Below are 21,949 nucleotides of genomic sequence, written 5' to 3' on the forward strand. Positions count from 1 at the left end.
GCTATTCGTTTGTAGGGGAGCACGGGAGGCTTCATAGCGGCCTACCCGTGCGGTAGCCGAAAAACAATAAAGACTGAAATCGGAGTAAGTAGTGGCGTGCGGCCTCGCACGTCATAGGGGACTGTTCCCATTTGGTTTCCCTTGGGTTTAGTCCACAATGACTGGAAGAGGATTGGCACACCCTAGACAATAGGGCGGCCTTGTGGCATTCTCTGCCAGCAAGTGTGGATTGTGGTTGTGCCATCGCCGCTTTGCCCGGATGAGGGGTGTTGTAGCACCCGCATCATCCTTGATGCCCTGCCGCTCTGCGGCGGGGCATCATGCTATCGGCGCCCATGTATTCGCTAGACCATCGCGCACCATTTGGTGGGGACGCGGCCCGGCCGGCCGCACGCCATCAATACAACAGACTTCTTGGCGAATCGCAATTCAAGTTTCGGCCTGAGGGCTAACAGGCAAAGGGCGGACCTGTTCTCGCCACCTTACTATCTGCGCTGATCTGATGGCGCCGAAATTTGCTACCACAGGATAGTCCTACTTGGCTAAATCGAAAATTCCCCTCAATTCAATTTCATTGGGCGGGTTAGGTGCCTGGTTTCATTGGGCCATTGGGGTGGGAATAGTCGAACGCCGCTCTTCTCAAAGCAATACTGCGCCGACTTGAGCTACCAAGGGAAACTGTGGCTTCCGCCTCAGGACATTCCTGCGACCGCGCCTGCGGCGGTGCAGCCCACGGCTCAGGCGGTCCAAACCGCGGCCCTTGCGTTGAGGCTGCTCGACCGGCGCGCCGCGTCCAGCAGCCCACCGATCCACATCATCTTGCGTAGCAGATGGCCTGCCGGCTGAGCCCCCAGATGGTCAGCGCGGCTAGCATTCGCTGGTCAGCAGCCAAGGCCTAGCCGTGCAGGTGCTTTGACCCCCAGCAAAAATATCTACCGGCGAGCGGGGGAGGGAAAGGCAGCCGGCCAATCAAGGGATGTAGCATGCAAGCCACCCCTAGCAACATTAGATCATGACCCATTTACATAAACAAAATCATCGTACAATTCCGGCTCATCAATATCATGCAAGAACAATCTATTCTTCGCGGCGGTGTCCAGTGGAACAATTGCATGGCATGTTCCGTCACTCACGGCGTCGGAGTAATCAACAAGTTTCTTAATAAGAGCAAGATTACGGTTCTGTATGGCAAAAAACCCTGATTTCCTTCTACGGATTTCGGAAATAGGTAGAGACCGCAAGTATGTGAAGTGCCTGGAAAAAAGGCCAGCTATGACATCCGCGATCTGAATGCCAAATTCGGATTTGGAATCACAAAACGAAAAATTCACAGGATTCCCGTTATCCTGTAGCTCCAAATCTGACAAGGCATCTTCTATTTCAACCTCTCGGTCAAATAGATGTGTTGCCTTGGGAAATTTGTAGACACAGTGAAAATAATGAGATGAGAGCCCTTCGACCACCTCATGCTTGGTACCCGTGGAGAAAAACGCGTCCTCAATATCCGGATGCGCGATCATCATATCGATTGCCTCCATCAGAACAGGAGGATGGGGATTATCAGGATGATGCTGTAGAGCTGCCAATATATCTTTCAATTCTGATAAAAACGCCTGGGTCTTTCCATCTGGTATAACTGGAAATTCATAGCGGTATAGGAGATCAGTAATCTTACCGTTGCTCTGTATGGCGCCTCGGAATAGCTCGTTCTTCAGATCCCAGTTTGGGCCAATTGTATTATCGATGATATCAACCAGCGTCCAGTACAACAAATCAATAACCGAATAATGTACAACAATCTTCTTTTCGACCAAATGCGCCAGAAAGGCCTCGAGTTTTCGAGATTTCAGAATATTCTCATAAGTCCCATTTGCGATATAGTCGAACTTAATTTCCGGCATGTTGCTCTGCATCATAGTGAGGGACCTCAATGTGGCCTCACTTGGCACTTCCTGGCCAGGTTGAAGCGCTATCCCGGCCAAAACGAATGCTTTCCGGATGTCATTGTTGAAGCCGTTGTTAGTAATACGGACTTTGCGAAAATTCTCACTTTCGTCGTAAAATATCTTAAGCGGCGCAAAAAGATTACGCCGTGCCGCAACCATTTTTAGCATTTCCTCAGATTTAAATACCGTCTTCATTCTTTGTCATCCTCACCTAAGCCACAATCTTATCGGATTTCCATCAACCGCTGTGATTCTAGTTTACATTTTACCACACTATTGGAGTCGCGTTCTTTGATTAATAGCCTTTCTTCCGCTCCCTAACCTGGTCCACAGGGCGCTTAGATAGGCGACGTCCGGCGCAGCCCGATGGCGGATCGGGAACTGGTGCCCCACTTCCAGCCGGGCCGCTTCCAGGTCCCGGCCTGCGGCAGCCGCCATCTCCTGAAAGAGCATTTCCGCGTCGTGCAGGAGGAAAGGCTGGGGCTGACCACAAGCCTGGCAAAGCCGCCCTAGCCAGTATCCATCTTCCGCCGGCGCGTCGCTGTAGACTGTCAGCCCCACCAGGCTGCGCGACAGCCGCGCCAACACCGCTGGGCCCGCCGTACCGTCGCTGAACAACGTCTGCCTGGAAAGCCCGTGCACGCCTTGCGCAGCCGGGTCCCAGTCCGTCCAATCCGGGTGGGGGAGGATCAGGTAGCTCTCGATCTGGCGGCCAGGTATGGCCCAGCCAACCTCAATGGGGTAACTGCCCGAGTCGAGGCTGGACGCCTCGATGTCAAGAAAGGCGATCATGACCGGGGCCGCTGGCTGAGAGGTTCACCGCAATCCAAAAACACAGGCAGTGTCTGCCCCACCGCATCGACCGGCAAGACGGAACCTTGCGGGGCGTCGAGGCTGTTACGCCTGCCTGTGATGCGGAACGACGGTGGCTTCCAAACCACCGATGCAGTTGGCCAGCCGATGGGCGACCTGCGCCACATCAGCCCGCGGAATGCGCAGCACGCGGACGGGGGTCATGCCGCCGTTCCGGATGATGGAGACCTCCCCATCCGATGGAGCGCCGGGGCCAACGAAGGAGGTGTACGAGATTCCTTTCACGTCGGCGAAGGCGAAGGTGTCGCCCCCGAGGTGAACGCGCCGGCCAGGCTCATCCACCATCAGGATGCCGCCCCCTGCGCACATGAATGACCGGTAGGTCCAGGTGGGCGTGAACTGACCCGTTGCGACCAGGTGGTGGGCGGCTTTGTAGAACTGGGTGCCGAACATCGCGCGGAGACCACACCAGAGCGACGCCACCACCATGAACAGGCCGCCGAGGAAGAGCAGGCCCCCGAATCCTCCCAACGAAGGCCCGGCCAACATGGCGAGGATAGCCCCGCCCAACATCCAGCCGCAGGTGGTAAGTGGGTTGCTGCCCAGGGTAGCCGCCCGATCTTCAGGGTGAGGAGAGGTGAAGGACATGCCGGGCTCCGGTGGACAGGCCCCGGGATGGTCCCCGGGGGCGGCGTAGACGTTCCTTGCCCCGGCGTCGGGGGATACCAGCGCACGGCGTCCCAGACGCAGCGTGCGGCCGCATCAGGATAAGACACAACGTGTCTATGTACATCATGCATTTTGCAGCGAGTAAGCTACCCCCTGTCCAGGCCCAGGGGGAGTTTGGCTTGGCGAACAAGGACCGTTTTGACCCGGAATATGCAGCTGTCGTTAAAGCGCTGGTCGCTGAGCGAAAGCGCCGGGGCCTTACCCAGGTTGACGTCGCCGACCGTATGGGCACCACCCAGTCGCTGATCTCCCGGTATGAGCGCTTGGACGTCCTCTTGGATGTCCTGGATTTCGTTCGGTATTGCGTCGCCTTACGGTGCGAACCGGGGGCATTCCTGAGCCAGTTCAACTGGCTAAAATCCGTCAAAGACGAGTCGATGCACCAGTAGGAATAGCCCTGCTGGCTGAGCCGGGCTTCGTGTCCGGCCGGCGGCGTTGGGCTCGGACAATCACCCCTGAATGCGCGCCGGCAGATGTGCCAATATGGGCTTGGTCATCACGCCAAGGAGCCCGCTCATGGCCCTGCCCACAACACCTCCCTCCCAGGCGCGGACCACCCGCGTCAGCGCCCTGGTCAGCGAAGAGGAAAGTTCAACCATCACCGCCAAGGCGAGCGCCGCCGGCCTCTCCGTCAGCGCCTATCTGCGCCTCCGCGCTCTTGATGATAACTCCGGGGTGCCTGCCCACGCACTTGCTCAGGTCGACCGGCTTATCGCCGGCATGGAAGCCGATCTCGACGCCGCCATGGCTGCTCTGGACGCCACGCTACACCGCCTCGATATCGCCCAACCGGCGCCCTGGGACGTTGCATGACCAAATATGTGGCGGGCTTGGCTGTTCTGGCCTGGCTGAGCATATGCGGAGCACCAGGCGCGGCGGAAATCCCAGACGCTTGCCAGGCCCAGGCCCCCTGGGGAGCACCTCAATGGGCGGGAACGGAGCCGCCGATCACGACCCTTTGCCACCGGGCCTATGTCGCTCTGCACGATGACGTGAAGCTGGTGCCGGACTTCGTGTCCTGGTCGCTGACGGCGGAACACGCGTTGGGGTGCCTTCCGCGCAAAGACTCGTTCGCACCGGACCCTGATCTCCCTGCTGGTCACCGGGCCGAGCTGGCCGACTACAAGGGGCATGCCGGGGTGTACGACCGGGGTCACATGGCCCCCAACTCGGATTTCGAGTGGGATGCCCAAGTTCAACGAGAGAGCTTCTATCTGTCGAACATGAGCCCCCAGGCGTCTCACCTGAATCAGTGGGAATGGGAGCGGCTGGAGGAAGTGACACGAGCGTGGGCGCTGACGCGGGGACCGCTGGTCGTGATGGACGGCCCCATCTGGGCGGACCCCATCACAACCATCGGCGCCGATGCGGTGGGCGTGCCCGCGGCGTATTAGAAGGTGGTGGTGGATAGCTCCGGGCAGACCGCCGCGTTCATCATGAGGAACGAGGCCACGCCGAAAGGCGACCTGGCCCCTTACGCGGTATCGATCGCTCAGGTAGAAGCTGCAGCTGGGCTTACGCTGCCATTGCCTGCCGGCGTGGACCGGGCTGCTGTCGGCGTGGTTTGGCCCGCCGACACGGAGGCGTTTCAAGAGCGCAAGCATGCAGCCTGCCAGGTGCGTTGACGGTTAGGAGCCGATGGCCGCCAAGCCACCCAGCGCGAGCCGGCAGCGGAGGCAGCCGCCCAATTCAGGCGAGCCGCAAGCGCGGCTGAGAAGGCCCCGCCGCGCCGATCTCATCAACCTGGAAACGGGATGCGGATCCAGTCGTTGCCTTTCCTGCGCCATGTCTCGCCCGTCTCGGCGTTGATCATGAGCACCTCCGACTCGCCATTCCGGGTGAATCCGGTGCTTAAGACCTGATAGTGGCCTGGGGCTACTGGATCGGCTGGCACCCAGTGGGTTCCCTCCGCCAGGAACCATCGTTGGCCCGTCTGGGTGTCGATCCGATAAACCTCGGCCACCTGGTTGGTGAACTTGCCGGTATAGAGAAGCTGATAGCGGCCCGCCGGAGCAGCAGAAGAGGGCTCAGCCTGTCCAGCCCCCGTCAAGGCAAAGAGAGAGGTGCCGGCGGCCAGCACAACGGCAATAAGAGCCCGCGTCATCTATCATTCCTTCAGCGTCGATGAATGGGGCTCTGGTTGTATATCGCTCCCATCGGCAATCAAAGAGGGGATCGCTCGCATGCTGAGCCCGTCCAAGGGATGGCCGTGCTTGCAGTGAGCCACCTCTGGGGTGATCCTCCTCCTCGACGTACCGCCCACACCGCCTGGCATCGACAGCCAGCAACTGACGAGCGCGATCCAGGCGGATGATCGGGCGAGGTAAAAGGTGGAGGCAGTGGCGGACCATCCACTGGCTGACGGAGTCGGGATTGGCTAACAAGCTGTCGCGACGCCCGCCCGAGCAACCACGACGACGGACACCCATCGGGATGGCCAAATCTGTAATGTCTTACTACACCCGTAGTCGTTCGCCGTTCCTTGCTCGCCGATCATGGGGAGCGAAGCCCTCATCTATTGTTTGTTGCCGGCAGGGAGTTAATCCTGTTGCAAGAAGGCAAGAAATCGATGGAGTGCCGCTTTGCATAAACCTTTAAGAAAATTAACGCGACTCGTTGCTGCGACGTTTGGTGCGTCTGTTCTGATGTGCGACACGTCGAGTGCTGGGCAAAATGTTCAGGAGGTCCATGTTATTCTTGGCGGTGGTGGCGCGTTTCTCGGGGGAGGAGAGGATGTGGTTGCGCCGATCCTCTTTATTGGGGAGAGCCCCGATAGGCCATGGGACCAACTTGGGTGGAGCCTAGTTGGCGACATGTCATCTGACCGGCGATGCATTACGTGGAGGCAGCTTAAGGGCTCTGACAATCGCATCTATGACGTCTCCGCTGAACCATCATGCTCAACTGATCCACTTCACCCACGTCAGAATTTGACAGTAATAGTGAATATGCAATGAGCATAAATCCTTACATTGTCTATGGACGCGGGCTCTGCGCTTGTTGTGCGCGTCCTTAATTTACCCGGTCTCTAAGAATGAAAGGTGCAACGTGAAGGCTATTTCCATTATCTTTTCCATATTCTTGATTTCTGCGCCATTTTCTATGGCAGCGCACGCCGATCCAATACCAAAAAGACTGCCAACCATGGCTGAGCCAATGACGGAGTCTTTGGAGAAGTTGTTGTCCAGCGGGTGGGTGGTAACGTCAGGCTCGCCGACTATCGGTATGATCTTAAGGAACGATCGGCGATGGGCGATGTGCGAACTCGTGGTGAACGAACCCCGCGTCGACGATCGAACCGGCGCCAGTCGCTGCTATCGCCTGAATTAGCCACCCCCTGAAGCTCGCGTCGGCCTGGTGCGCAGCGGGCGATTGATGGCCCATGCCTTGATGGCCACCACGGGGCCAGAACCGCGGCAAAGCCCAGGCCGACTACGCTTTACAGAAACCTCCAAGCGTCGATGCTGTCCGGCACCGCGCCTCACGCGCATCCACCAGGCCCGGGGGCTGGGGATTGCTTCAGCGGCAGGCCAGGGCGAACGCCAGTTGGCCAAGCGCAGAGGCCACCCACAGCCCGCCGCTCAACAATGGCCGGCGCGCGGTGACCACGGACAGCAGGAACCCGATCGGCAAGATCGCGCTGCCCAGCAACTGGGCGCCCCCGGACAATGGCGTAGAATGATCTATGAACAGGCTGGAGAGATAGATGGCTAGGCCCAGCCCCCAGAGCACCAGGTAGACGCGGCGGACCTTCGGATTGCGTTGCTGGGGTTCAATCGTGGAGGTCATGGGAGCGCCAGGTTCCGCCGGTTCAGCTCATCTCGATAGCTGAGATTCCGAGCGGCATTGTACTTCTCGCCCGTACTCAGGATATAGCCGATAAAGTAATACATCGCGGCGATGGGTATGGCTGGCCCCTTGGTCAACTCGGTGTACATGTCTTTGAGGATTACCGGGCTCCTGCCGTATTGCATGACCTTTCGGCGCGTGCCCTCCCCCAGCGCCCCCTGTCTGAGGGCGTCGCCATAATGGAAGACCTTGGCCAGACGGTCATAAGTCTTGAAAGCCTCCCGCAACTCGTCGTCGGAGAGCAGCGGCGGGAAGTCCTCCGGGCTTTCGATCGCCTGACGGCATCGGGACATCAGCATGGCGGCCATCCAACCACCTTGGGCTGGGCCGTACGCTGTCACCAGCTGGGTCTTGATCCTGGTCAGGAGCGCATAGAGCGCACCCGGATCCAGACGCCGCACCGAGAGCATGTCCTGAAGAAGGTGCTGCACCAGTGGATCGTTGTACCGCGTGGAGACACCATCCAGCGGGGTGTCCAGGCGCCAGAACTGCACCAGACTCATGCCGGCCGGGACTCGACCCACAGGCATGGTGCGTTGGTCTACTCGCTGACCCACGGCATCCGTCACGATGCGCTGGGCACCTTGCACAAGCTGCCGGTCAAGCTCGGCTTCCATTGCCTGGTTGTCCGCGGTCGCGCTCATGTCTGGGCTGGCCTTCTCCCGGTGCTGACAGAAGCGAGGTAGGCGAATTTAGCGAATCGGCAAGGGGATATATCACCTGGGGAGGTGGCCGTAGCGGTGAGCGCCCGCGCCGGACAATGATCTCGATGGCAATTTAGCGGGTGCTTTTGCCCAGCCCAAAAAGGTTTCCAGCCTGTTCCTTGTCTGCTGGTTTTCCGCCAAGTGACCGCAGTACTAGCCCTCGGGCCTTGCTGAAAGAAGGGGCACTTGGGCCAGTGACGGCGCCACTTCAGTTTCCGGATTGTCCGCCGGCTTCAGCCAATTCGCTGAGCAGGTGGCCAAACTCCAGCCCATCGCGATGACAAGCGACCTCGCCGCCTTGGGGCAGGAGATTGGTCAGCAACCCACGGCCCAGTTCGGGAGCCTTCGCATCGAAGCCAGGTCGTTTCTCGCCTATAGAACTGATGATGCGGGCAGCCGCCGGTTGAAGACGGCCGCCCGAGCAGGTCACGCTGCCGCGCGCTTGCCCTTCCGCGCTGGCTTGGCTTCCGCCACCGGCTCGCGCTTACCCAGGCCGATAGCCTTGGCCAGCCCTGAGCGCTGCTCGGCATAGTTGGGCGCTACCATGGGGTAGTCCGCCGGCAGGCCCCAGCGAGCCCGGTACTCATCCGGCGAGAGGCCATAGGCGGTGCGCAGGTGGCGCTTCAGCATCTTTAGCTTCTTGCCGTCTTCGAGGCAGACGATGTAATCGGGCGTCACCGACTTGCGGATGGATACCGCCGGCGTCAGTTTCTCTGGTTCAGCCGTGATCGGCGCTTCCTGCCCGAGGGTGGACAGGCTGGCGAAGGTGGCGTTGATGAGCGCGGGAAGTTCGCCCGGTGCGAGTTGGTTGCCCGGGTTAGACAGGTAGGCGGCGACCAGCTGGGCGGTCTGCTGCAGGGTTTCAGGATCAACTTGTTTCACGTCGGCCATGGCGCGCGCTCCCATTCATTGGTAGGGCAGATGGTACGGCCCCTACAAGCTATGGTAGGCCGCGTGCTTTGTGCGAGCAAGGGTTCGGGCCGCCGCGCTTATTCCGATGGCGAACTATAGGGCGCAACGGCCGCGTCCTTCAGCGCAATGAGGCGATCGAGAGCGGCTACCTGCTCGTCGCTCAGGTCCGGGAACGACAAGATAATGGCGCCGATAATCGCCAGGCCGAAATCAAGGCAGGCGCCCAACCCGCGAATGGTTTCCTTGTGGGTTGCGCCATACAGGCTGGTGTGGTTGACGGCCATCAGGCCGTCGTCCCGATGGTCGTCCATGGTTACATGGCTGAAAACGCCTTTGACATTGGGATGGGCGCCGAAGTCGATCGATGCTTCATAGGCGGAAACAGCGAGGGCATGAATTTGAGGCGCGTGCGCCTCCAATGGTTGGATCGCTTTCTTGAAGGTGAAAGCGCCCAGGCAGGCCTTCCTCTCTGCCTCACCAGCATGCCGGTCCGTCCAAACACCCTGAAGTTCAGGCGTATGCAGCATCAGCCCGCCATAGGCGGCCGATTCCAGGGCGGTGCGCAGCACCGGGAAAACCGCAGCCGGGTGGCCACTCAGGGCCATACGCACACCAGCGAGGAACAACTGATAGGCGTTCGTGAACATCAAGGCAGGAAGGGGCGAGACGGGGCATCCTTTCCACAGCTCTTCGCGGAAATAGGTGTCGTAAACCCGTAGCGCGGTGACCAGCGGATCATTCGACACCAGCAACTCGGCCGCGGTTTCATCGGAAGCCGCCATATAGATGTCGATGCCACCCCCGCTTAAGACGCGCATGCTATCTGCCATGGTCAACTGGTCCCCGTCGCCCCATCGCCACGAAGCTCCGGTGAATTAATGTCCGGGGATCGGGCTTAGCAGGTCGAATTATTGTCCGCAAATTTGTGAAGGTTAGGAATTCATATCCCTAGGAATTCCGCCAATCCCAACCAACAATGGGGGCATGTTTTCACCCGCTTGGAGAGCCCTCTATGACAAACACCACCAAAGCCCGCAGGCCGGGGCGCCCGATGGGGACTGAACGGCCTCCCGAAGATGTTCCCCTGCTCGCCGCCATAGCCGATTTCCGGCTTGCGAACAAGGCCGCGACAGTGACGGACGCCATCCGCCACGCCAAGCCCGACGCCGACGATACGGTCATGCACCGTCTTCGCCGCAAGTTCAAAAAACACGAAGAGAGGCTTATGGCCGAGGCGACATCGCGCGCTGCGCCGAAACGCGCCCGTAGCAGCAACCCTAGGTCAGTGGTGCCGTCTCATAAGCATGACTCGGAATGGGCGTCCGTCGCAGCAGCTCTGTCTAGGCAAAATTATCTGGAGCCAAGCCTCGCCGAACAAGCACTCCGGGCCGCGACATTGGTATCTAATGACGATCGGCAGATGCGGGGATACATAGCGGCAATTACAAGTCAGACTGCCATGCGCGAGGCAGAAAAATCCCTCACCGCAAGTGAATGCGCCGCAATGGAGAAAGCGAGAGCAGCCCTGTTGACCAGTTCATTCGGGGCTATAGTCCCATCTACAGTGGAGGATGTCGTAAAGGCTTTCACCGCCGGCGAGAGGTCCGCAATGGAGAAAGCGAGAGCGGCCCTGTCGATGGACTTAACAAAAGCCACCCAGACGCAGAATGTGTTGGGCATTTTCGGCAGCGGCAGCGGCAGCGCCGCCGAAGCTATTGCCTATAGCGGCTACAATGCTGCTTGTGACCTCGCATATAGCGGTAGCGACGCTTTCAGGGACATGTACGCACCCCGGAGCGGCCGCCGCTAGCCCTCGGGCGGATTGCCGCCGGAGGTCGCCTGACCTCAAGGGGCGGGAATGCCATGCGCGCGGTAATGATGGCGGCCGTATTTACAAGCGGTAGGGTTTAAACACGAGCGGTGACACCGCTAGTTGTGCGGGCTATAAAGGAAGACCTGTTCCCTTCCAGAGAAACCTCGATGCGAATCGCGCCCCTCGCTGTAGTTTTCCCGACGCTGCTCATGGCGACGGCTTCGTATGCGGCGCCCTCCGTGCGCGTCAGTTGTACAATAGAGGAAAGTCCTTGGGCGCCAGCCGTCGAAATTCCGGCGGTGACCGTACCCTATCCCGGCCATGTCCACCTGGTTCAAGGGCGGGAGAATCCCAACGATATGCAAGGTCAGGGCGATTATTCTGTAGATATCGATGGCGAGTTTTCGCCGTCACCAGACGGGAGAATTGTGTTTAAAGGCAAAGCTATCTGTGTCCAGCAGCCAGGCAATGCCGCCAATGGCACACCGTCGCCTACATATAGGCGCGGACAAGTTTGGTTATCCAATGATAATGTATCTTTTACGAAAGAAGAGGTGCGCACAATACCAACTTTCCCGAAATCGCAATCAGATGGAGTGATTATCCGTTTCGAATATATTCCGTGAAATAAATAAAATGGGAAAATTGACGAAAAGAGCGCATCATTTTTACGTATCAATTGCCAAATTCGTCTTTTATCACGCCCAGCACGGTATCGTGTCAGTTCGAGATCCTATCGGGCTCGCTGCCGCAGAGCGATATGCACTTTCGCCGTTGATTATGTACGGGCTTACCGTTGCCGGTTTGCCTATAAGATGGCTAACCTTTTCGCCAATCGACAAGCCGCTACCGTTTAGCCACGTCCTCCAGATGGCTTGGAATAGGGCGGAAGGTTTACGCGGGCCCCCTGACGCGATATGCGTCAACCGTCACATAGCACAAGCGGCCCCGTCTCTGGCCCCGACTCTGGCGCGGATCGGTGTTCGGCTGGAGATCGCGGATAACAAGGACAAGTCCCTGTCTGCGTCCCTCCGCTCCGCGCAGGATGCTGCCCGTTGGTTGTTGAGAAGGCCCACGCCCCCCGGCTCGTCGATTGACGATGCCGTTAGTCATCTTTGCAATGCCGCTCAAGCGGACCACGACTCTGACAATCGACTAAATTTCCAGACGTCGGGAAGCCGAAACCTTGCGAGATTAATTGAACAATGGCGGTCGCTGCCAGTGCGATCACCAGATGAAATCGCCTTCGAAGGGGCAAATTGGACCACTGGTCCGTGGCTGTCGTCTTGGGAATTCCCTCTGCCGCCTCACCAGCCCCGATATTTTCACCAGGGCAGCTTTGACGGCAATACCTGGTTACTGCTTGGAAAAGCCCCAATAAATGATGGCGATGAGGAAGACGAGGCGCCTGTTGAGTATGGATATGATAACGCCTCAGAAATCGCCAAGAATCTGGTGGCGTGCTGGCCCAACCAGCCAAAAGAAATTGCGTCGGCAGCCGGCACAACGCTGCGGCAACTTCAATGGTTTATATCTGGGAGAAGCCCTCTCGATCCATCGATTCGATATAATCTCGAAGATATCCTGGGCATAGAGTATGACGAGCAGACGTGCCGCTACATACCCGCTGGGCCTTATGTTCTAATCGCGCAAAAAACAAAGGCTCTTGAATACATCTATACGGAAATTTCCGATGGCGGAAATGCAAGCCCGTACGAGCTTATCCCTGTGCAAGGTGCGGCTGATCCGAGTTGGAGGTACATTTTAGTTAACGCCTATGACAAACCGCCAAGTATCATTATGGTCCCTCGCGGTGAGGCTATCGGAGAAGTCCTCCCCAAGTTGATCTTAAATTTTGAGGGGACCAGAAATGTATCACTTCCCTTCTATCGGGACGTTGTAGCTACTTGTGCGCGAGCCTGCCGAACGCCCGAGGCAAATGCGCAAGAGATGGACGCATTTGCGAGCCGATATGAAGAACAGTGGGCCAATTGCATGTGGTTACCGGAATAACTACTTGTAAGCTGGCATCTGGTTGACCTCCTCTGTCATCATGATAGTCGTCGGTTCGTTCTCCCCGCAGTCAAGCTGGGGCTACCGGTCCCACCCAGAACCAGTAGACGGTGGGAGTGCATCCGGGTCCGCGGTGCTGGGTCTTACCCCGGCGCTGGACAATTCCATTACGCGCGGCCTCAGAGAGGATGCCGTGGACATTTCGGAGGGTCCGGCCCCTGCGCTCGGGTGCAAGGTTCAATGCGCCCCGCTCCCGCAGTAGCGTCTCCAGGATTTCAACCGTGGTGAGCCGGCAGCGGCTTTCCTGAAGCACCCGAAGTACATCAGCCCTCGCCTCGCCGGGCGTCAGAATCTCGTGGCCAGGAACAAAGGTCCGGCGAGGGTGTAACACGGCACGATCGGTGCCCGGAGCGATGATTTGGAGGGCGCGCTCAACCGACTCGATTTCCGCCTCCTTTTGGCGGACGATCAGGATCGCAGCTTCGAGGTCGCGTAGCAGCTTCTGGTGGAGGGCGGCCAGAACGTCGACCTGAGGCATGGGCGGCTCGGCGCCATCGGCCGGTGGGGAAAATTCAGGAAGAGCGACTGTCGCACCATCGACCATGGCCAAAGAAATCCCCCCGCAGCGCTCCGGTTTGTCCAGGTGGGCCCACAGGTACCTCCCACGCCTGACGCTGCGTCGGCTTGTGGGGAGCCCGCCGCGCCAGGCGTGGGGCCCTCCTGTGGACTACCTGGGCAAACCTACCTCAGGGGGTCAGAAAAAGTTGGGTGCGTTTGCGCCACCATACCGGGAGACGGCGAAGCGCGCGCTGGAGGTCGCGGCCAGTGGCGCGCACAACCTGCTTATATTTGAGACCTATTAGACCCTCATTGAGATAGCGGCAGGATTGAAGCTCCTGCCAGGCTTGGCCCCCATGGCGTTTGCCGGCTAATTAACCTTCGTCGTGGCTCTCAATCTGTTGCTTGATGATCATTTCATTATTTGATTCGACTAATGCATCCAACGAGCGGAACATGTTGTCTGGAGTCCGTTCAGGTTCGATACAAACTCGGATGATGTCTTTTCCGGGTAGCATGTGCGCGGTGAAGCCGGGGCGACTCAGCGCTTCGACGTACTGCGTCATGACCACCTTGCGGACGTCACTACGGCCAGTTTTATCGCGAATTTCGTCCTTGGAGATGTCCACGCATGGCGTCACTAAATCTTCCTCGAAATGACCGAAGTGAGCGGTACCCTCTTCCTCTGCACGGTTGATTTCGTACCGCTGGACAAGGGCCTCGATAATGCGCGCCTGCAAGGCACTGTCTTTTTCGTCGTATGTCATTTTTTCCCCCGGTGTTTCTGATGGTTCATCTTGAAACACCATTCAACGGACGCAATAGGGAAAATTCTCGTTAATTATCAGTATGTTAGACTTTCAGAGTTTCAATCATTCCGGCGGGGGCTATTTTGTGCGCCTCCTATGGCGTTACTCCCGCAAGCACATTTTGGCAAATCCGCTTTAAGCGGAGCGGGTTGTCGTCCACGTATCGCGCGGTCATGGACACGGACGCATGGCCCATTAGGCTCGATACCGCCTTGATGTCCACCCCCTGCTCGATCAGCGAGGTGGCGAATGTTCGCCTGCCCGAATGGCTTGATGCCTGATCCAGCCCGGCCCGGCGGTACATCCTCTTGAAAAGCATCTGCATGGTGTTGGGCGTGAACGCGCCGCCCTTTCGCGACTTGAACAACGGGGCCAATGGAAGGGCGACGATGGCCTCCGCCTGCCGCCGCTCGTCGAGATAGACGGTGAGGGCTTTCCGCACGTCCTTGTTGGCCAGGTAGACCAGCCGTTGCTTTCGACCTTTGGTTGTCGCTCGCGTCAGCAGCACCTCGTCCTTGATCGCGCCATCAGGGGTCAATACGTCCCGTACCAATAGCTGGCTAAGCTCTTTCGCCCGCAGCCCGAGGGCGACGGAGAAATAGAGCAGCGCGACGTTACGATGGGGTTGATCGTGTGTCCTCGCGACCGCCACGACCTGGCGGAACTGGCTTTCCGTCAGAACAGGCGCTTTTTTCTCCCGGACCATAGAAGCTCCAATGTGTTAGAAGTTCTACAGAGATAATTTGTTAAATAATGATTGTACATAGTGTTTTTGGTGTAGCTCTAGGCTATTGATATCTAACAGCTTTCTCCGCAAAGTTTACCTTTTGCATTTAGTAAACATGACTTGCCTTGCTCACCTCAAAGGTTATTTTTTGAGGGACTAATTCTCCATATAGTGGTTCAAATTGGCTTTGGCAGGAAAAATTCATGCAGGACAATCGGTATCGCGTCTGCCCGGCCTGTCGGGTGCAGCTTCCTGACGATCATAGGGGGACTTATTGTGTTCATTGTGGCCATCAAACTTCTAAATCTGCCCAGTTCCATGCACATGGAACTAGCGCGATGAGCGCTCAGGAAAATCTGGTTAAAAATTACAACAGTCACATCACAGCTCGCATTGTCGCGCCCTATGCCGCTTCCGTACTGTTTGCATCCATAGCGGCTTCACTCATCATATTTGCACCACAATCACGTGAAACTGCGGCTAATTTCTCAGCGGCAGCTCTACTTGTCGTGGCGTTAGGAATTGCCGGATTTACACGATTCCGGGCTAAAGCTCCGGGGATTGAGCTTAGTGGAGAACGGACTGCTGCTGCGGACGGAACGCTCGCACCGGCAAATGTCGCACAGAGCGAGGGCGCTAAACCGAATGGAGATCAACCACTTTAAGTCGCAGCGCTACCTACACCAGTATTCTTGGACCTCTATTGGCCGCGTCCAACAAGCGCGCCCGCTGCATCGTAGCCGACCCCGTGCGAATCGAAACAAGCCTGCTTTCATCGATGGTCATGCTGTGGCACTTTGGCTTTGCGCGCCTGCCGAAAGCGGGGGCGCAGCGGTTGACGCCGCGATGTTTCCTGGACAAGGGGCAAGCCATGGTTAATTCGGTCTATTCACACCTTTTCTCGTGCCTGCATGATGAGCTCGCACCGGTTGGCCAGCTAGGACGTGGCGCACATCATTCGGTCTTCCGCTCTGTTCAATGGCGGAATATCAGCGGTGATCTGCTTGACCAGGGGCGCGTACATGACTTTGCCGTCATCTGGGACGAGGATCACGACACTCGCATAATCCGCGTAATTGAACGTCTGCATCTTGCCGGCATGCTTTGGCCGATCATTTTTATCGGTGAGCGCAAGGGTGGTGTGACGATTCTGTTCGCCCAAATGGCTGGCCGTTTAGAGGATTCAAAAGAAAACCTGATCAATCATATTTGTGAGATCGCAAAGGATGGAGGCGACGACAGCTGGACAGTCCAGGTCGGCTGGTTTCACCGAGTTACGGTCCCTGGAGAGGGCCCGCACTATACGGGCTGGGGCATCATCAACGATGAGGACTGGCGTGTTGTCGCCTACCTTCAAGGCATTGACGCGCTTTGGGAACTCGGAGAGAAGCTCACCGCTTAACCTTTCTGTCTCATGCGCCCTTCTATGAAGCTGGCAGCGTGAGCGCCTTGACCCGTCGAGCATGATTGGCTGATTAGATGATACGATACTCCGTACCCATCAATTCCCTGAAAGAGGTCGTCAACCCACTCGATGGCGTTATTTGGAAGATTGCTCCCATTGATCCCAATGAGGTTCGAGCCGCTGCGAATGCTGGCGGCGGAATTGATGATTCTTGGCAGGACGCTAACGCACGGCTGCCCCTCCACCTGCACAGAACCTTTCACATCAGGAGGCTGGCCCGGTTATTGAGCGTACTGCCCAATGCCCACGACGAGCACCCAATAACGCTCTGCGTCGGGAGTGATACAACCTGGTTTTATGACGGCAATCATCGAGCCGCCGCCGCGATCATACGTGGTGACCTCTTGATCGAACTGTTGATTGCCCATGGGGATGATGTGGAGCTTGAAAAGCTTTTTCCTGGCATAAAGCGGGTCAATCAGCCCTTACTCGGGGCCGAACCTAGCAACTCATCATCCGCAGAGTAGGCACTTATTTGCCAGTTCGCCGCGGATATGCTATAAAAATGGTGCCCACGGTCGGATTCGGACCGACATCCCCCCAGTTAGCAGCCGGGCGCTCTGTCCAGTTAAGCTACGTGGGCACTGTGGTGTGTGTATGCGGGTTTGGGAGTGTCAACCTACAAAGGTACAACACTCCCTCTGCCGCTTAAGCCATCATAATAACATGTACCACCTGCCTTTCTTTCACGTCTGTCAGGGTTACAGCTCAGAGGCCGGGGGCGCGGCAACGCCTTCGGCCTCGCTGTTTTCAGGTTCACTATCGTCGGCTGCCGCCAGCGTCCAACCGGCACGACCGTTCGCCTTGAACTGCTTCGCATGACTCAGCATAGCGCTCAGTGTGTTTGCGGGATTTTGCCCAGGCACAACATGCCCAGCATCTTCTAGCAGGCGCAGAAGTGAACTGGTTGCGACGGGAACTGTGCGTCCCACAAGAATGTCAGCGACGGCCTTCCTAAGGGCTGCACGCTCGGGAGATTCCCGGCGACCAGCAGAACGGTTAATGCGCTCAATCGTCTCCGGCGTAAGCCGTTCACGCTGAGACTTGGGAATATCATAAAGCGCGCGTATGCGCTGAAGCTCGCGCAGCTTCACGAAACGAGGTTCGCGAGCTAATTCAGCCTCAATGCTGGATATCTCCAAATCCAACGCCTTTATGAATTCACTGGTCATCACGTCACTCCACAACCGGCCGCTGCCACGGATGCATTAAGACACAGGCGGTGGCGTGGATCCAGATAATTCGCACAGAAATCTGCGCCCGCGTGAATTTTCTTCGTGCGTCTTTGAACTGCCACGACCGTCCCACCGTCCTTCTATACAATCGTGCCGCCACATTCCCCGTCTCCACGACCGTTTACACGACAGGGCCACAGCCTTCGAACCGGCAAACTTTCTGGGCTAACCAGTTTTACGAATTCTCTTGATTTGGATTTTGGGCGGATAGAAGGTGGCCACCTATTCGTTAGGGGCGAAGCCCGTCCTTAACCGCTCCCCCTCACGTTAACACCCCGAAAAGTCACGCCCATGTCCTTGGAACATGGCGTATTTCCTCGCGCGTGTGTGCTTGGAAAAGGGGTCTTTGCGTCCATCTTTTTCAAAAGGATCAACTCAATGGAATACCACGAAGCACAAATTGCCTCCGCTGATGAGATGGCGATGATCGAAAACGTTATGCAGCGCCATTTGGCCAACCATAAAGCCATGCAGGAAGAGCTAGCCAACATCCGCCTCTTCCATATGTCTCCCCAAAACGCCTGGTCTGTCTTTTGGGATGAGCACTGGATAACGCGGGTCATCGAAGACCGGAGATTGGGAGAGGGGCATCCCGTCTCCTACGTAGTTTCTATCGAGGAGATCAATTTTCCGCCTCGGGATGAAATGGTGATTCAGCAATTTTCCGTGGAAACACATGGTGAAGATTTTTTAGTGCGAGAGATTATTCGGCCGGTTATCACTCTAGAAGATATTGCGGACCCCCTGCGTTTACGGCCGGACATTAAAATTTCTGACACAACTGATCTTTTCATTAAAAGCATGAAAGAATACGCACGAACGGAACTCAATGATGAGGATAATTTACCAGATCCGAATGTGAAATGGCGCCATTACTTCTATCCTGATGCGCGGACAAAAATCAGCCTTTCTGATGTTACGACCGCATCGGAAACCCGTGTTGGCCACCGAAGCTACCTCTTGATGGCTGGCCCTGTGCGCGCAGAGTCAACGAAGGACATGACTCTCATGGCCATGCACCGTGAGCTTTTTTGCGGGATCGGGTCGTTATCCGTCACGGATTGAGTTCGAGGGACGAAGCTTTGGATCGCATCTAGAGTTTCGTCCCAATTCTCCCTCGGCGTACCGCTGCTCGCCAATGGACCTCGACCTCGATGTGTACAACATATTGCTAAATGCGTGCGCGCACGCGCAAACTGCTACCCGAATGCCGGTTTATCTGTCCGATGATCTGAATTGAATTCGTTATCGTCTTCGACATCAACTTCCTGCATTGCCTGCTCCACGTCAATTTCAGGCTCTAACTCATCGTGCTGTCCAAGCCGAGTTTCGGAAAGTCTTATTTCGTATCCCATCTCATCCTTGACCAATCGCGTCAGCTTTCCAACATCAACCTTATCTCGACTCATGAAGCCATCATGCATGATAACGTGCGTTACCCCATCAGCTGATAGTTGCCTGAAAATCGCATCCATTACCCGCCGCTCCAGAGACAGATAAATGTTCATCCTGCGCGCGCGAATGCCGCTGACCGGAGTAGATGACTTGATGCCGGACATTCGCAGGCTGGCGCGTTCATGAGTATCGCGCGCTATCGCATACCGCCACATCGCCTTGGCATCCAGCCGTAAAGCTTGAACGTAATCGTCATTAACCAATTTTTGAAAAATATATGGGTCGTTTCCCAACGTTGAGTAAAGTGCGTTCGAAGCATGCATCCCGGGGTTTGCGCGGAAAAAAAGCATCTGCAGAATTTGTTTTGAGCGGGAGACGTCCAGACCCGTTAGCGATGACACGTGTTGCCTGATGTGCGCCTTATCATTGATGAGGCGCAAAATGGACGGGAATGGCTCTGCCGCGGATTGAACGCCATAAACCCATCGATAATGGCTGACCGCGTATTGGTAGACGAGCGTAGGCGCGCAACTCTCAACGTCGTAGTCCCACCATCCATCGAAGACCTGCTTCCTGACATCCCGTCGAATGTTTTGGACCGGATGGAAACGCCGCAGCCCGTTGTCATGATATTCAACGGCACGGCCGTCCAGTACCGGCTGGAAGCGCTGGCGCACAACGTCTGTTTCGCTCCGAACCTCCCGCCCCAACAGGCCACAGAGCTTTTGATAGCCCTCAATTTTCAAGCTGTAGGAATAGGGGTGGCTGCCGACCTGATACGTGCCGACCTGGATTAGCAGGGTGGAATAGAGCCAGCTCCCCAGCCCCCGATCCTTGTTTGAAAAGACGCGCCGCAGCTCTTCACTCGAGACGCGCATTTCGCGCTTCGAGCCAACGAATTGATCGCACCAATCCAGCACCAAATTGGCCCTTTTAGCCACCCTGGCATCTTGGAAGTTGGGTATTTTATGGTTCAGCTTGAGGGTCGCAATCATGATTTATCTATTTGATATTAAATATAAATAACCCGCATATCTTCCATACGAGAAAGCCGCAATGAGTTCATTCATGTTCGATGTCCCCTATTCTGAGCCAGCCCACCCTACCATGGGAGAAACAGGTGGAAATGAATTTAGGGGATTTGCCGAAAAACTACGGGAAACTCGGCGGAGGGCCGAGGAAGAAGCTGCTCGAATGGCACAGCTTCCCGCAGAAAAGTTGATCAGTATGCTCATGCCCGTGGATATGATCGAACGGCTTGCCGGTATCGCCAAAGATGCCGGCACCAACCGCAGCCAGCTCATTCGCCAAATCGTATCAGATTTCCTGAATTATGTCTGGGCGAATGGCATTCGCTTCAATGGCTCCACGCTTGGCTTCCGCCACCGTCCCCTATTCGATGAGCGGGATTAAATCCCACCATGCATTTAAATGCGTGGGTCAGGAAGGGTCGGGCCGCACCAGGTCAACATGGCTTATGCCAAGAGCCATCGCCAGCTCGTAAATGGTGACGATAGTTGGGTTCCTATGCCCCTTCTCCAGGCTTGAAATGTATTGCTGGCTGAACCCGGACAGGTCGGCAAACTGCTCCTGCGTCAGCCCCTTCGCCTGACGGTACTTCCGCACGTTCTTCCCAACGAGTTCCCGCATATCCATACGGGATGGGTTGCAGATTACATATTATAAGTTTATCAACTATAGTATGTTAACCGGCGAGGAGGCGGTCTCGGTTCGACCAGTTTGAGAAAGGCCACCTTCCGCACGTCATCACGTTAGGGCAATTTTCCGGGACGCAAAGCCGGATATGTACAACCCTGGGTTTCTGTATAGGGTCGGTTTAGGACCACTTACTCACAGGCATTCTATGACTGACCAGATGGCGGACACCTCGAAGGTAGCCAAGGCGCCAAAGCAGACACCCAGCAAGATTCCGATCGGGCGGATGACGATAGCGCAGGTGGATGCCGCCCTATCCGAATGCGAACAGATCGTGAGCACCTACTCCGAAACCGTGAAGGCGAAGCTGGCGGCCAACCGGGCGATCCCCCCGAATGTGCTGCGCGAACTATCCCGCGCCAACGCTTTGAAGGGTCGCCTAGTGCTACGCCGCATTTCTCAACTTTTGGAGATCGGAGAACCCGCCGCACTCGAATTGATCGGCAAGCTGATGAAGGTGCAAACCAACGCTGGCTGATCTCATGACTTTGGGGGTGGGGCCGGCGTGTTCCGTCCTCCCCCCACACGGTGACAAAAATCGGCTTACAAGGGCCGACAGAGGGGTAATGATGGAATACAACAGGCCAATTGATAAATTTGCCCGAAGGTCTTTGCTGGTTGGCTGTATCCTCGTTGCGGGCATTACGATCTTTATCGCAGCCAATACTCTTTTCGTTGGGCAAAAGAAAGAAAGCGTGGCGGCGCTAGCAGCGGAACTAAAAACTGTCTCAACATCTCTGCATGATGCCCAGACAACGGGGCAGCCGACCGAAAAGTTAATGGAACGGTCCGGAAAAATCATCGAGAAGCTGACGCTGTTGGCTGACCGAGGCGATCCAGCAGCATGCATTCAAGTGGCTGCGCTCAAATTTGGTATAGCGCAAACGGAGCTGAAACCCAGCGGGACGGGGCCGGCGAACCCTCAGAAAGGGAAGTCCTTGATCGTAGATGCGTTGAAATACGCACGATGTGCACTCGATCAGAAGCAGGCGCTTACCGCAGATGAACAAGCCGTAGCTGAGCGATGGGTGACAGGATTCCCCCAGTTAATCACCCAACTAGATAATTCCCCTGCGGTAAAGACATATTACGTGAGAGGCGGGGATTTAGCATGTAGCGATTTAATGCAGATGGCCAACTATCTTATGACCTCGGGATATGCGGTTGGGAAGTAAGCATGCGGCGTAGGCCGCAGTTTGGCGGCGATCAGGCCGCCGCGGCGGGCGTTGCCGGGGCCTTGGGTGCCCAGCGCCAGGGCAGCAGTT

General features: G+C 56.7%; 27 protein-coding genes and 1 tRNA gene. 13 read left to right on the plus strand and 15 right to left on the minus strand.

Translation table 11 applies throughout. The annotated features are described in order from the left end of the window. Positions 1–1,010: 1,010 nt before the first annotated feature. The 3 genes from FBZ89_RS16220 to FBZ89_RS16230 form a co-directional block, all read right to left on the minus strand. On the minus strand, positions 1,011–2,141 hold the full coding sequence (locus tag FBZ89_RS16220) for a DUF3800 domain-containing protein (RefSeq protein WP_145750978.1): 1,131 nt from the start codon (positions 2,139–2,141) through the stop codon (positions 1,011–1,013). 78 nt (positions 2,142–2,219) lie between these two features. Continuing rightward, positions 2,220–2,738, minus strand: a complete 519-nt coding sequence (locus FBZ89_RS16225; protein ID WP_145750979.1) for a hypothetical protein — start codon at positions 2,736–2,738, stop codon at positions 2,220–2,222. 105 nt (positions 2,739–2,843) lie between these two features. Next, positions 2,844–3,407: a hypothetical protein gene (locus FBZ89_RS16230; RefSeq protein WP_145750980.1), complete on the minus strand. Its 564-nt coding sequence runs from the start codon at positions 3,405–3,407 to the stop codon at positions 2,844–2,846. 200 nt (positions 3,408–3,607) lie between these two features. On the opposite strand from FBZ89_RS16230, the gene FBZ89_RS16235 reads away from it, so the two are divergent. The 3 genes from FBZ89_RS16235 to FBZ89_RS16245 all read left to right on the plus strand — a co-directional run bounded on the left by FBZ89_RS16235 (position 3,608) and on the right by FBZ89_RS16245 (position 4,882). After that, positions 3,608–3,877, plus strand: coding sequence for a helix-turn-helix domain-containing protein (locus FBZ89_RS16235; protein ID WP_186457398.1), 270 nt, complete (start codon positions 3,608–3,610; stop codon positions 3,875–3,877). Between the two features lie 127 nt (positions 3,878–4,004). Next, entirely contained in the window at positions 4,005–4,301 is a 297-nt protein-coding gene (locus tag FBZ89_RS16240; protein ID WP_145750982.1) for a plasmid mobilization protein, read from the plus strand. After that, positions 4,298–4,882 carry a DNA/RNA non-specific endonuclease gene (locus tag FBZ89_RS16245; RefSeq protein WP_145750983.1) on the plus strand — a complete coding sequence of 195 codons (585 nt, stop codon included), beginning with the start codon at positions 4,298–4,300 and terminating at the stop codon, positions 4,880–4,882. The genes FBZ89_RS16240 and FBZ89_RS16245 overlap by 4 nt, the downstream gene beginning before the upstream one ends. Positions 4,883–5,226: 344 nt before the next feature. On the opposite strand, the gene FBZ89_RS16250 is transcribed toward FBZ89_RS16245, so the two are convergent. The 5 genes from FBZ89_RS16250 to FBZ89_RS16270 all read right to left on the minus strand — a co-directional run bounded on the left by FBZ89_RS16250 (position 5,227) and on the right by FBZ89_RS16270 (position 9,783). Continuing rightward, a complete protein-coding gene (locus FBZ89_RS16250; RefSeq protein ID WP_145750984.1) occupies positions 5,227–5,592 on the minus strand; it encodes a hypothetical protein in 366 nt (121 codons plus the stop codon). 1,415 nt (positions 5,593–7,007) lie between these two features. Further along, entirely contained in the window at positions 7,008–7,277 is a 270-nt protein-coding gene (locus FBZ89_RS16255) for a hypothetical protein (protein WP_145750985.1), read from the minus strand. Next, complete coding sequence (locus tag FBZ89_RS16260; protein WP_145750986.1) at positions 7,274–7,981, minus strand: hypothetical protein; 708 nt, start codon at positions 7,979–7,981, stop codon at positions 7,274–7,276. The genes FBZ89_RS16255 and FBZ89_RS16260 overlap by 4 nt, the downstream gene beginning before the upstream one ends. 486 nt (positions 7,982–8,467) lie before the next feature. Further along, positions 8,468–8,932 (minus strand): Ros/MucR family transcriptional regulator, encoded by a 465-nt coding sequence (locus tag FBZ89_RS16265; protein WP_145750987.1) that lies wholly within the window; start codon positions 8,930–8,932, stop codon positions 8,468–8,470. A 98-nt stretch (positions 8,933–9,030) separates the two neighbouring features. Next, entirely contained in the window at positions 9,031–9,783 is a 753-nt protein-coding gene (locus FBZ89_RS16270; protein ID WP_145750988.1) for a hypothetical protein, read from the minus strand. A 182-nt stretch (positions 9,784–9,965) separates the two neighbouring features. Here FBZ89_RS16270 and FBZ89_RS16275 point away from each other — a divergent pair, with 182 nt between their 5' ends. The 3 genes from FBZ89_RS16275 (at position 9,966) to FBZ89_RS16285 (ending at position 12,779) form a co-directional block, all read left to right on the plus strand. Next, positions 9,966–10,763 (plus strand): hypothetical protein, encoded by a 798-nt coding sequence (locus FBZ89_RS16275; protein ID WP_145750989.1) that lies wholly within the window; start codon positions 9,966–9,968, stop codon positions 10,761–10,763. 170 nt (positions 10,764–10,933) lie between these two features. Further along, positions 10,934–11,392 (plus strand): hypothetical protein, encoded by a 459-nt coding sequence (locus tag FBZ89_RS16280; protein WP_145750990.1) that lies wholly within the window; start codon positions 10,934–10,936, stop codon positions 11,390–11,392. Between the two features lie 10 nt (positions 11,393–11,402). Then, positions 11,403–12,779 carry a hypothetical protein gene (locus FBZ89_RS16285; protein ID WP_211115259.1) on the plus strand — a complete coding sequence of 459 codons (1,377 nt, stop codon included), beginning with the start codon at positions 11,403–11,405 and terminating at the stop codon, positions 12,777–12,779. Positions 12,780–12,849: 70 nt separating this feature from the next. On the opposite strand, the gene FBZ89_RS16290 is transcribed toward FBZ89_RS16285, so the two are convergent. From FBZ89_RS16290 to FBZ89_RS16300, 3 genes are all read right to left on the minus strand, one after another. Continuing rightward, complete coding sequence (locus FBZ89_RS16290; protein ID WP_145750992.1) at positions 12,850–13,383, minus strand: hypothetical protein; 534 nt, start codon at positions 13,381–13,383, stop codon at positions 12,850–12,852. A gap of 328 nt (positions 13,384–13,711) precedes the next feature. Further along, a complete protein-coding gene (locus FBZ89_RS16295) occupies positions 13,712–14,104 on the minus strand; it encodes a hypothetical protein (protein WP_145750993.1) in 393 nt (130 codons plus the stop codon). Between the two features lie 136 nt (positions 14,105–14,240). Continuing rightward, positions 14,241–14,852, minus strand: a complete 612-nt coding sequence (locus FBZ89_RS16300; RefSeq protein ID WP_145750994.1) for a tyrosine-type recombinase/integrase — start codon at positions 14,850–14,852, stop codon at positions 14,241–14,243. A 359-nt stretch (positions 14,853–15,211) separates the two neighbouring features. Here FBZ89_RS16300 and FBZ89_RS16305 point away from each other — a divergent pair, with 359 nt between their 5' ends. The 3 genes from FBZ89_RS16305 to FBZ89_RS16315 all read left to right on the plus strand — a co-directional run bounded on the left by FBZ89_RS16305 (position 15,212) and on the right by FBZ89_RS16315 (position 16,805). Beyond that, entirely contained in the window at positions 15,212–15,538 is a 327-nt protein-coding gene (locus FBZ89_RS16305; protein ID WP_145750995.1) for a hypothetical protein, read from the plus strand. 38 nt (positions 15,539–15,576) lie between these two features. Further along, positions 15,577–16,275 (plus strand): hypothetical protein, encoded by a 699-nt coding sequence (locus FBZ89_RS16310; protein WP_145750996.1) that lies wholly within the window; start codon positions 15,577–15,579, stop codon positions 16,273–16,275. Positions 16,276–16,352: 77 nt separating this feature from the next. Next, a complete protein-coding gene (locus FBZ89_RS16315) occupies positions 16,353–16,805 on the plus strand; it encodes a hypothetical protein (protein ID WP_145750997.1) in 453 nt (150 codons plus the stop codon). 39 nt (positions 16,806–16,844) lie between these two features. Here the strand turns inward: FBZ89_RS16315 and FBZ89_RS16320 are convergent. Together FBZ89_RS16320 and FBZ89_RS16325 are read right to left on the minus strand one after the other, a co-directional pair. After that, positions 16,845–16,921 (minus strand) — tRNA-Ser (locus tag FBZ89_RS16320). A 118-nt stretch (positions 16,922–17,039) separates the two neighbouring features. Further along, the gene (locus FBZ89_RS16325; RefSeq protein ID WP_145750998.1) at positions 17,040–17,510 is read right to left on the minus strand and encodes a hypothetical protein; all 471 of its coding nucleotides are present in this window, start codon (positions 17,508–17,510) and stop codon (positions 17,040–17,042) included. A 354-nt stretch (positions 17,511–17,864) separates the two neighbouring features. On the opposite strand from FBZ89_RS16325, the gene FBZ89_RS16330 reads away from it, so the two are divergent. Beyond that, a complete protein-coding gene (locus tag FBZ89_RS16330) occupies positions 17,865–18,638 on the plus strand; it encodes a hypothetical protein (RefSeq protein WP_145750999.1) in 774 nt (257 codons plus the stop codon). A 134-nt stretch (positions 18,639–18,772) separates the two neighbouring features. Here the strand turns inward: FBZ89_RS16330 and FBZ89_RS16335 are convergent, their stop codons facing one another. Continuing rightward, positions 18,773–19,963: a hypothetical protein gene (locus FBZ89_RS16335; protein WP_145751000.1), complete on the minus strand. Its 1,191-nt coding sequence runs from the start codon at positions 19,961–19,963 to the stop codon at positions 18,773–18,775. A gap of 73 nt (positions 19,964–20,036) precedes the next feature. On the opposite strand from FBZ89_RS16335, the gene FBZ89_RS16340 reads away from it, so the two are divergent. Then, positions 20,037–20,381, plus strand: a complete 345-nt coding sequence (locus FBZ89_RS16340) for a ribbon-helix-helix domain-containing protein (RefSeq protein ID WP_186457399.1) — start codon at positions 20,037–20,039, stop codon at positions 20,379–20,381. A gap of 27 nt (positions 20,382–20,408) precedes the next feature. Here FBZ89_RS16340 and FBZ89_RS16345 read toward each other — a convergent pair whose 3' ends face one another. After that, positions 20,409–20,624, minus strand: coding sequence for a helix-turn-helix transcriptional regulator (locus FBZ89_RS16345; RefSeq protein WP_145751002.1), 216 nt, complete (start codon positions 20,622–20,624; stop codon positions 20,409–20,411). A 220-nt stretch (positions 20,625–20,844) separates the two neighbouring features. Between FBZ89_RS16345 and FBZ89_RS16350 the strand changes: the two genes are divergently transcribed. Then, entirely contained in the window at positions 20,845–21,162 is a 318-nt protein-coding gene (locus FBZ89_RS16350; protein ID WP_145751003.1) for a hypothetical protein, read from the plus strand. A gap of 88 nt (positions 21,163–21,250) precedes the next feature. Next, a complete protein-coding gene (locus tag FBZ89_RS16355; protein ID WP_145751004.1) occupies positions 21,251–21,859 on the plus strand; it encodes a hypothetical protein in 609 nt (202 codons plus the stop codon). Positions 21,860–21,949 lie beyond the last annotated feature (90 nt).

The organism is Nitrospirillum amazonense (assembly GCF_007828045.1).
GTDB classification, from domain to species: domain Bacteria; phylum Pseudomonadota; class Alphaproteobacteria; order Azospirillales; family Azospirillaceae; genus Nitrospirillum; species Nitrospirillum amazonense_C.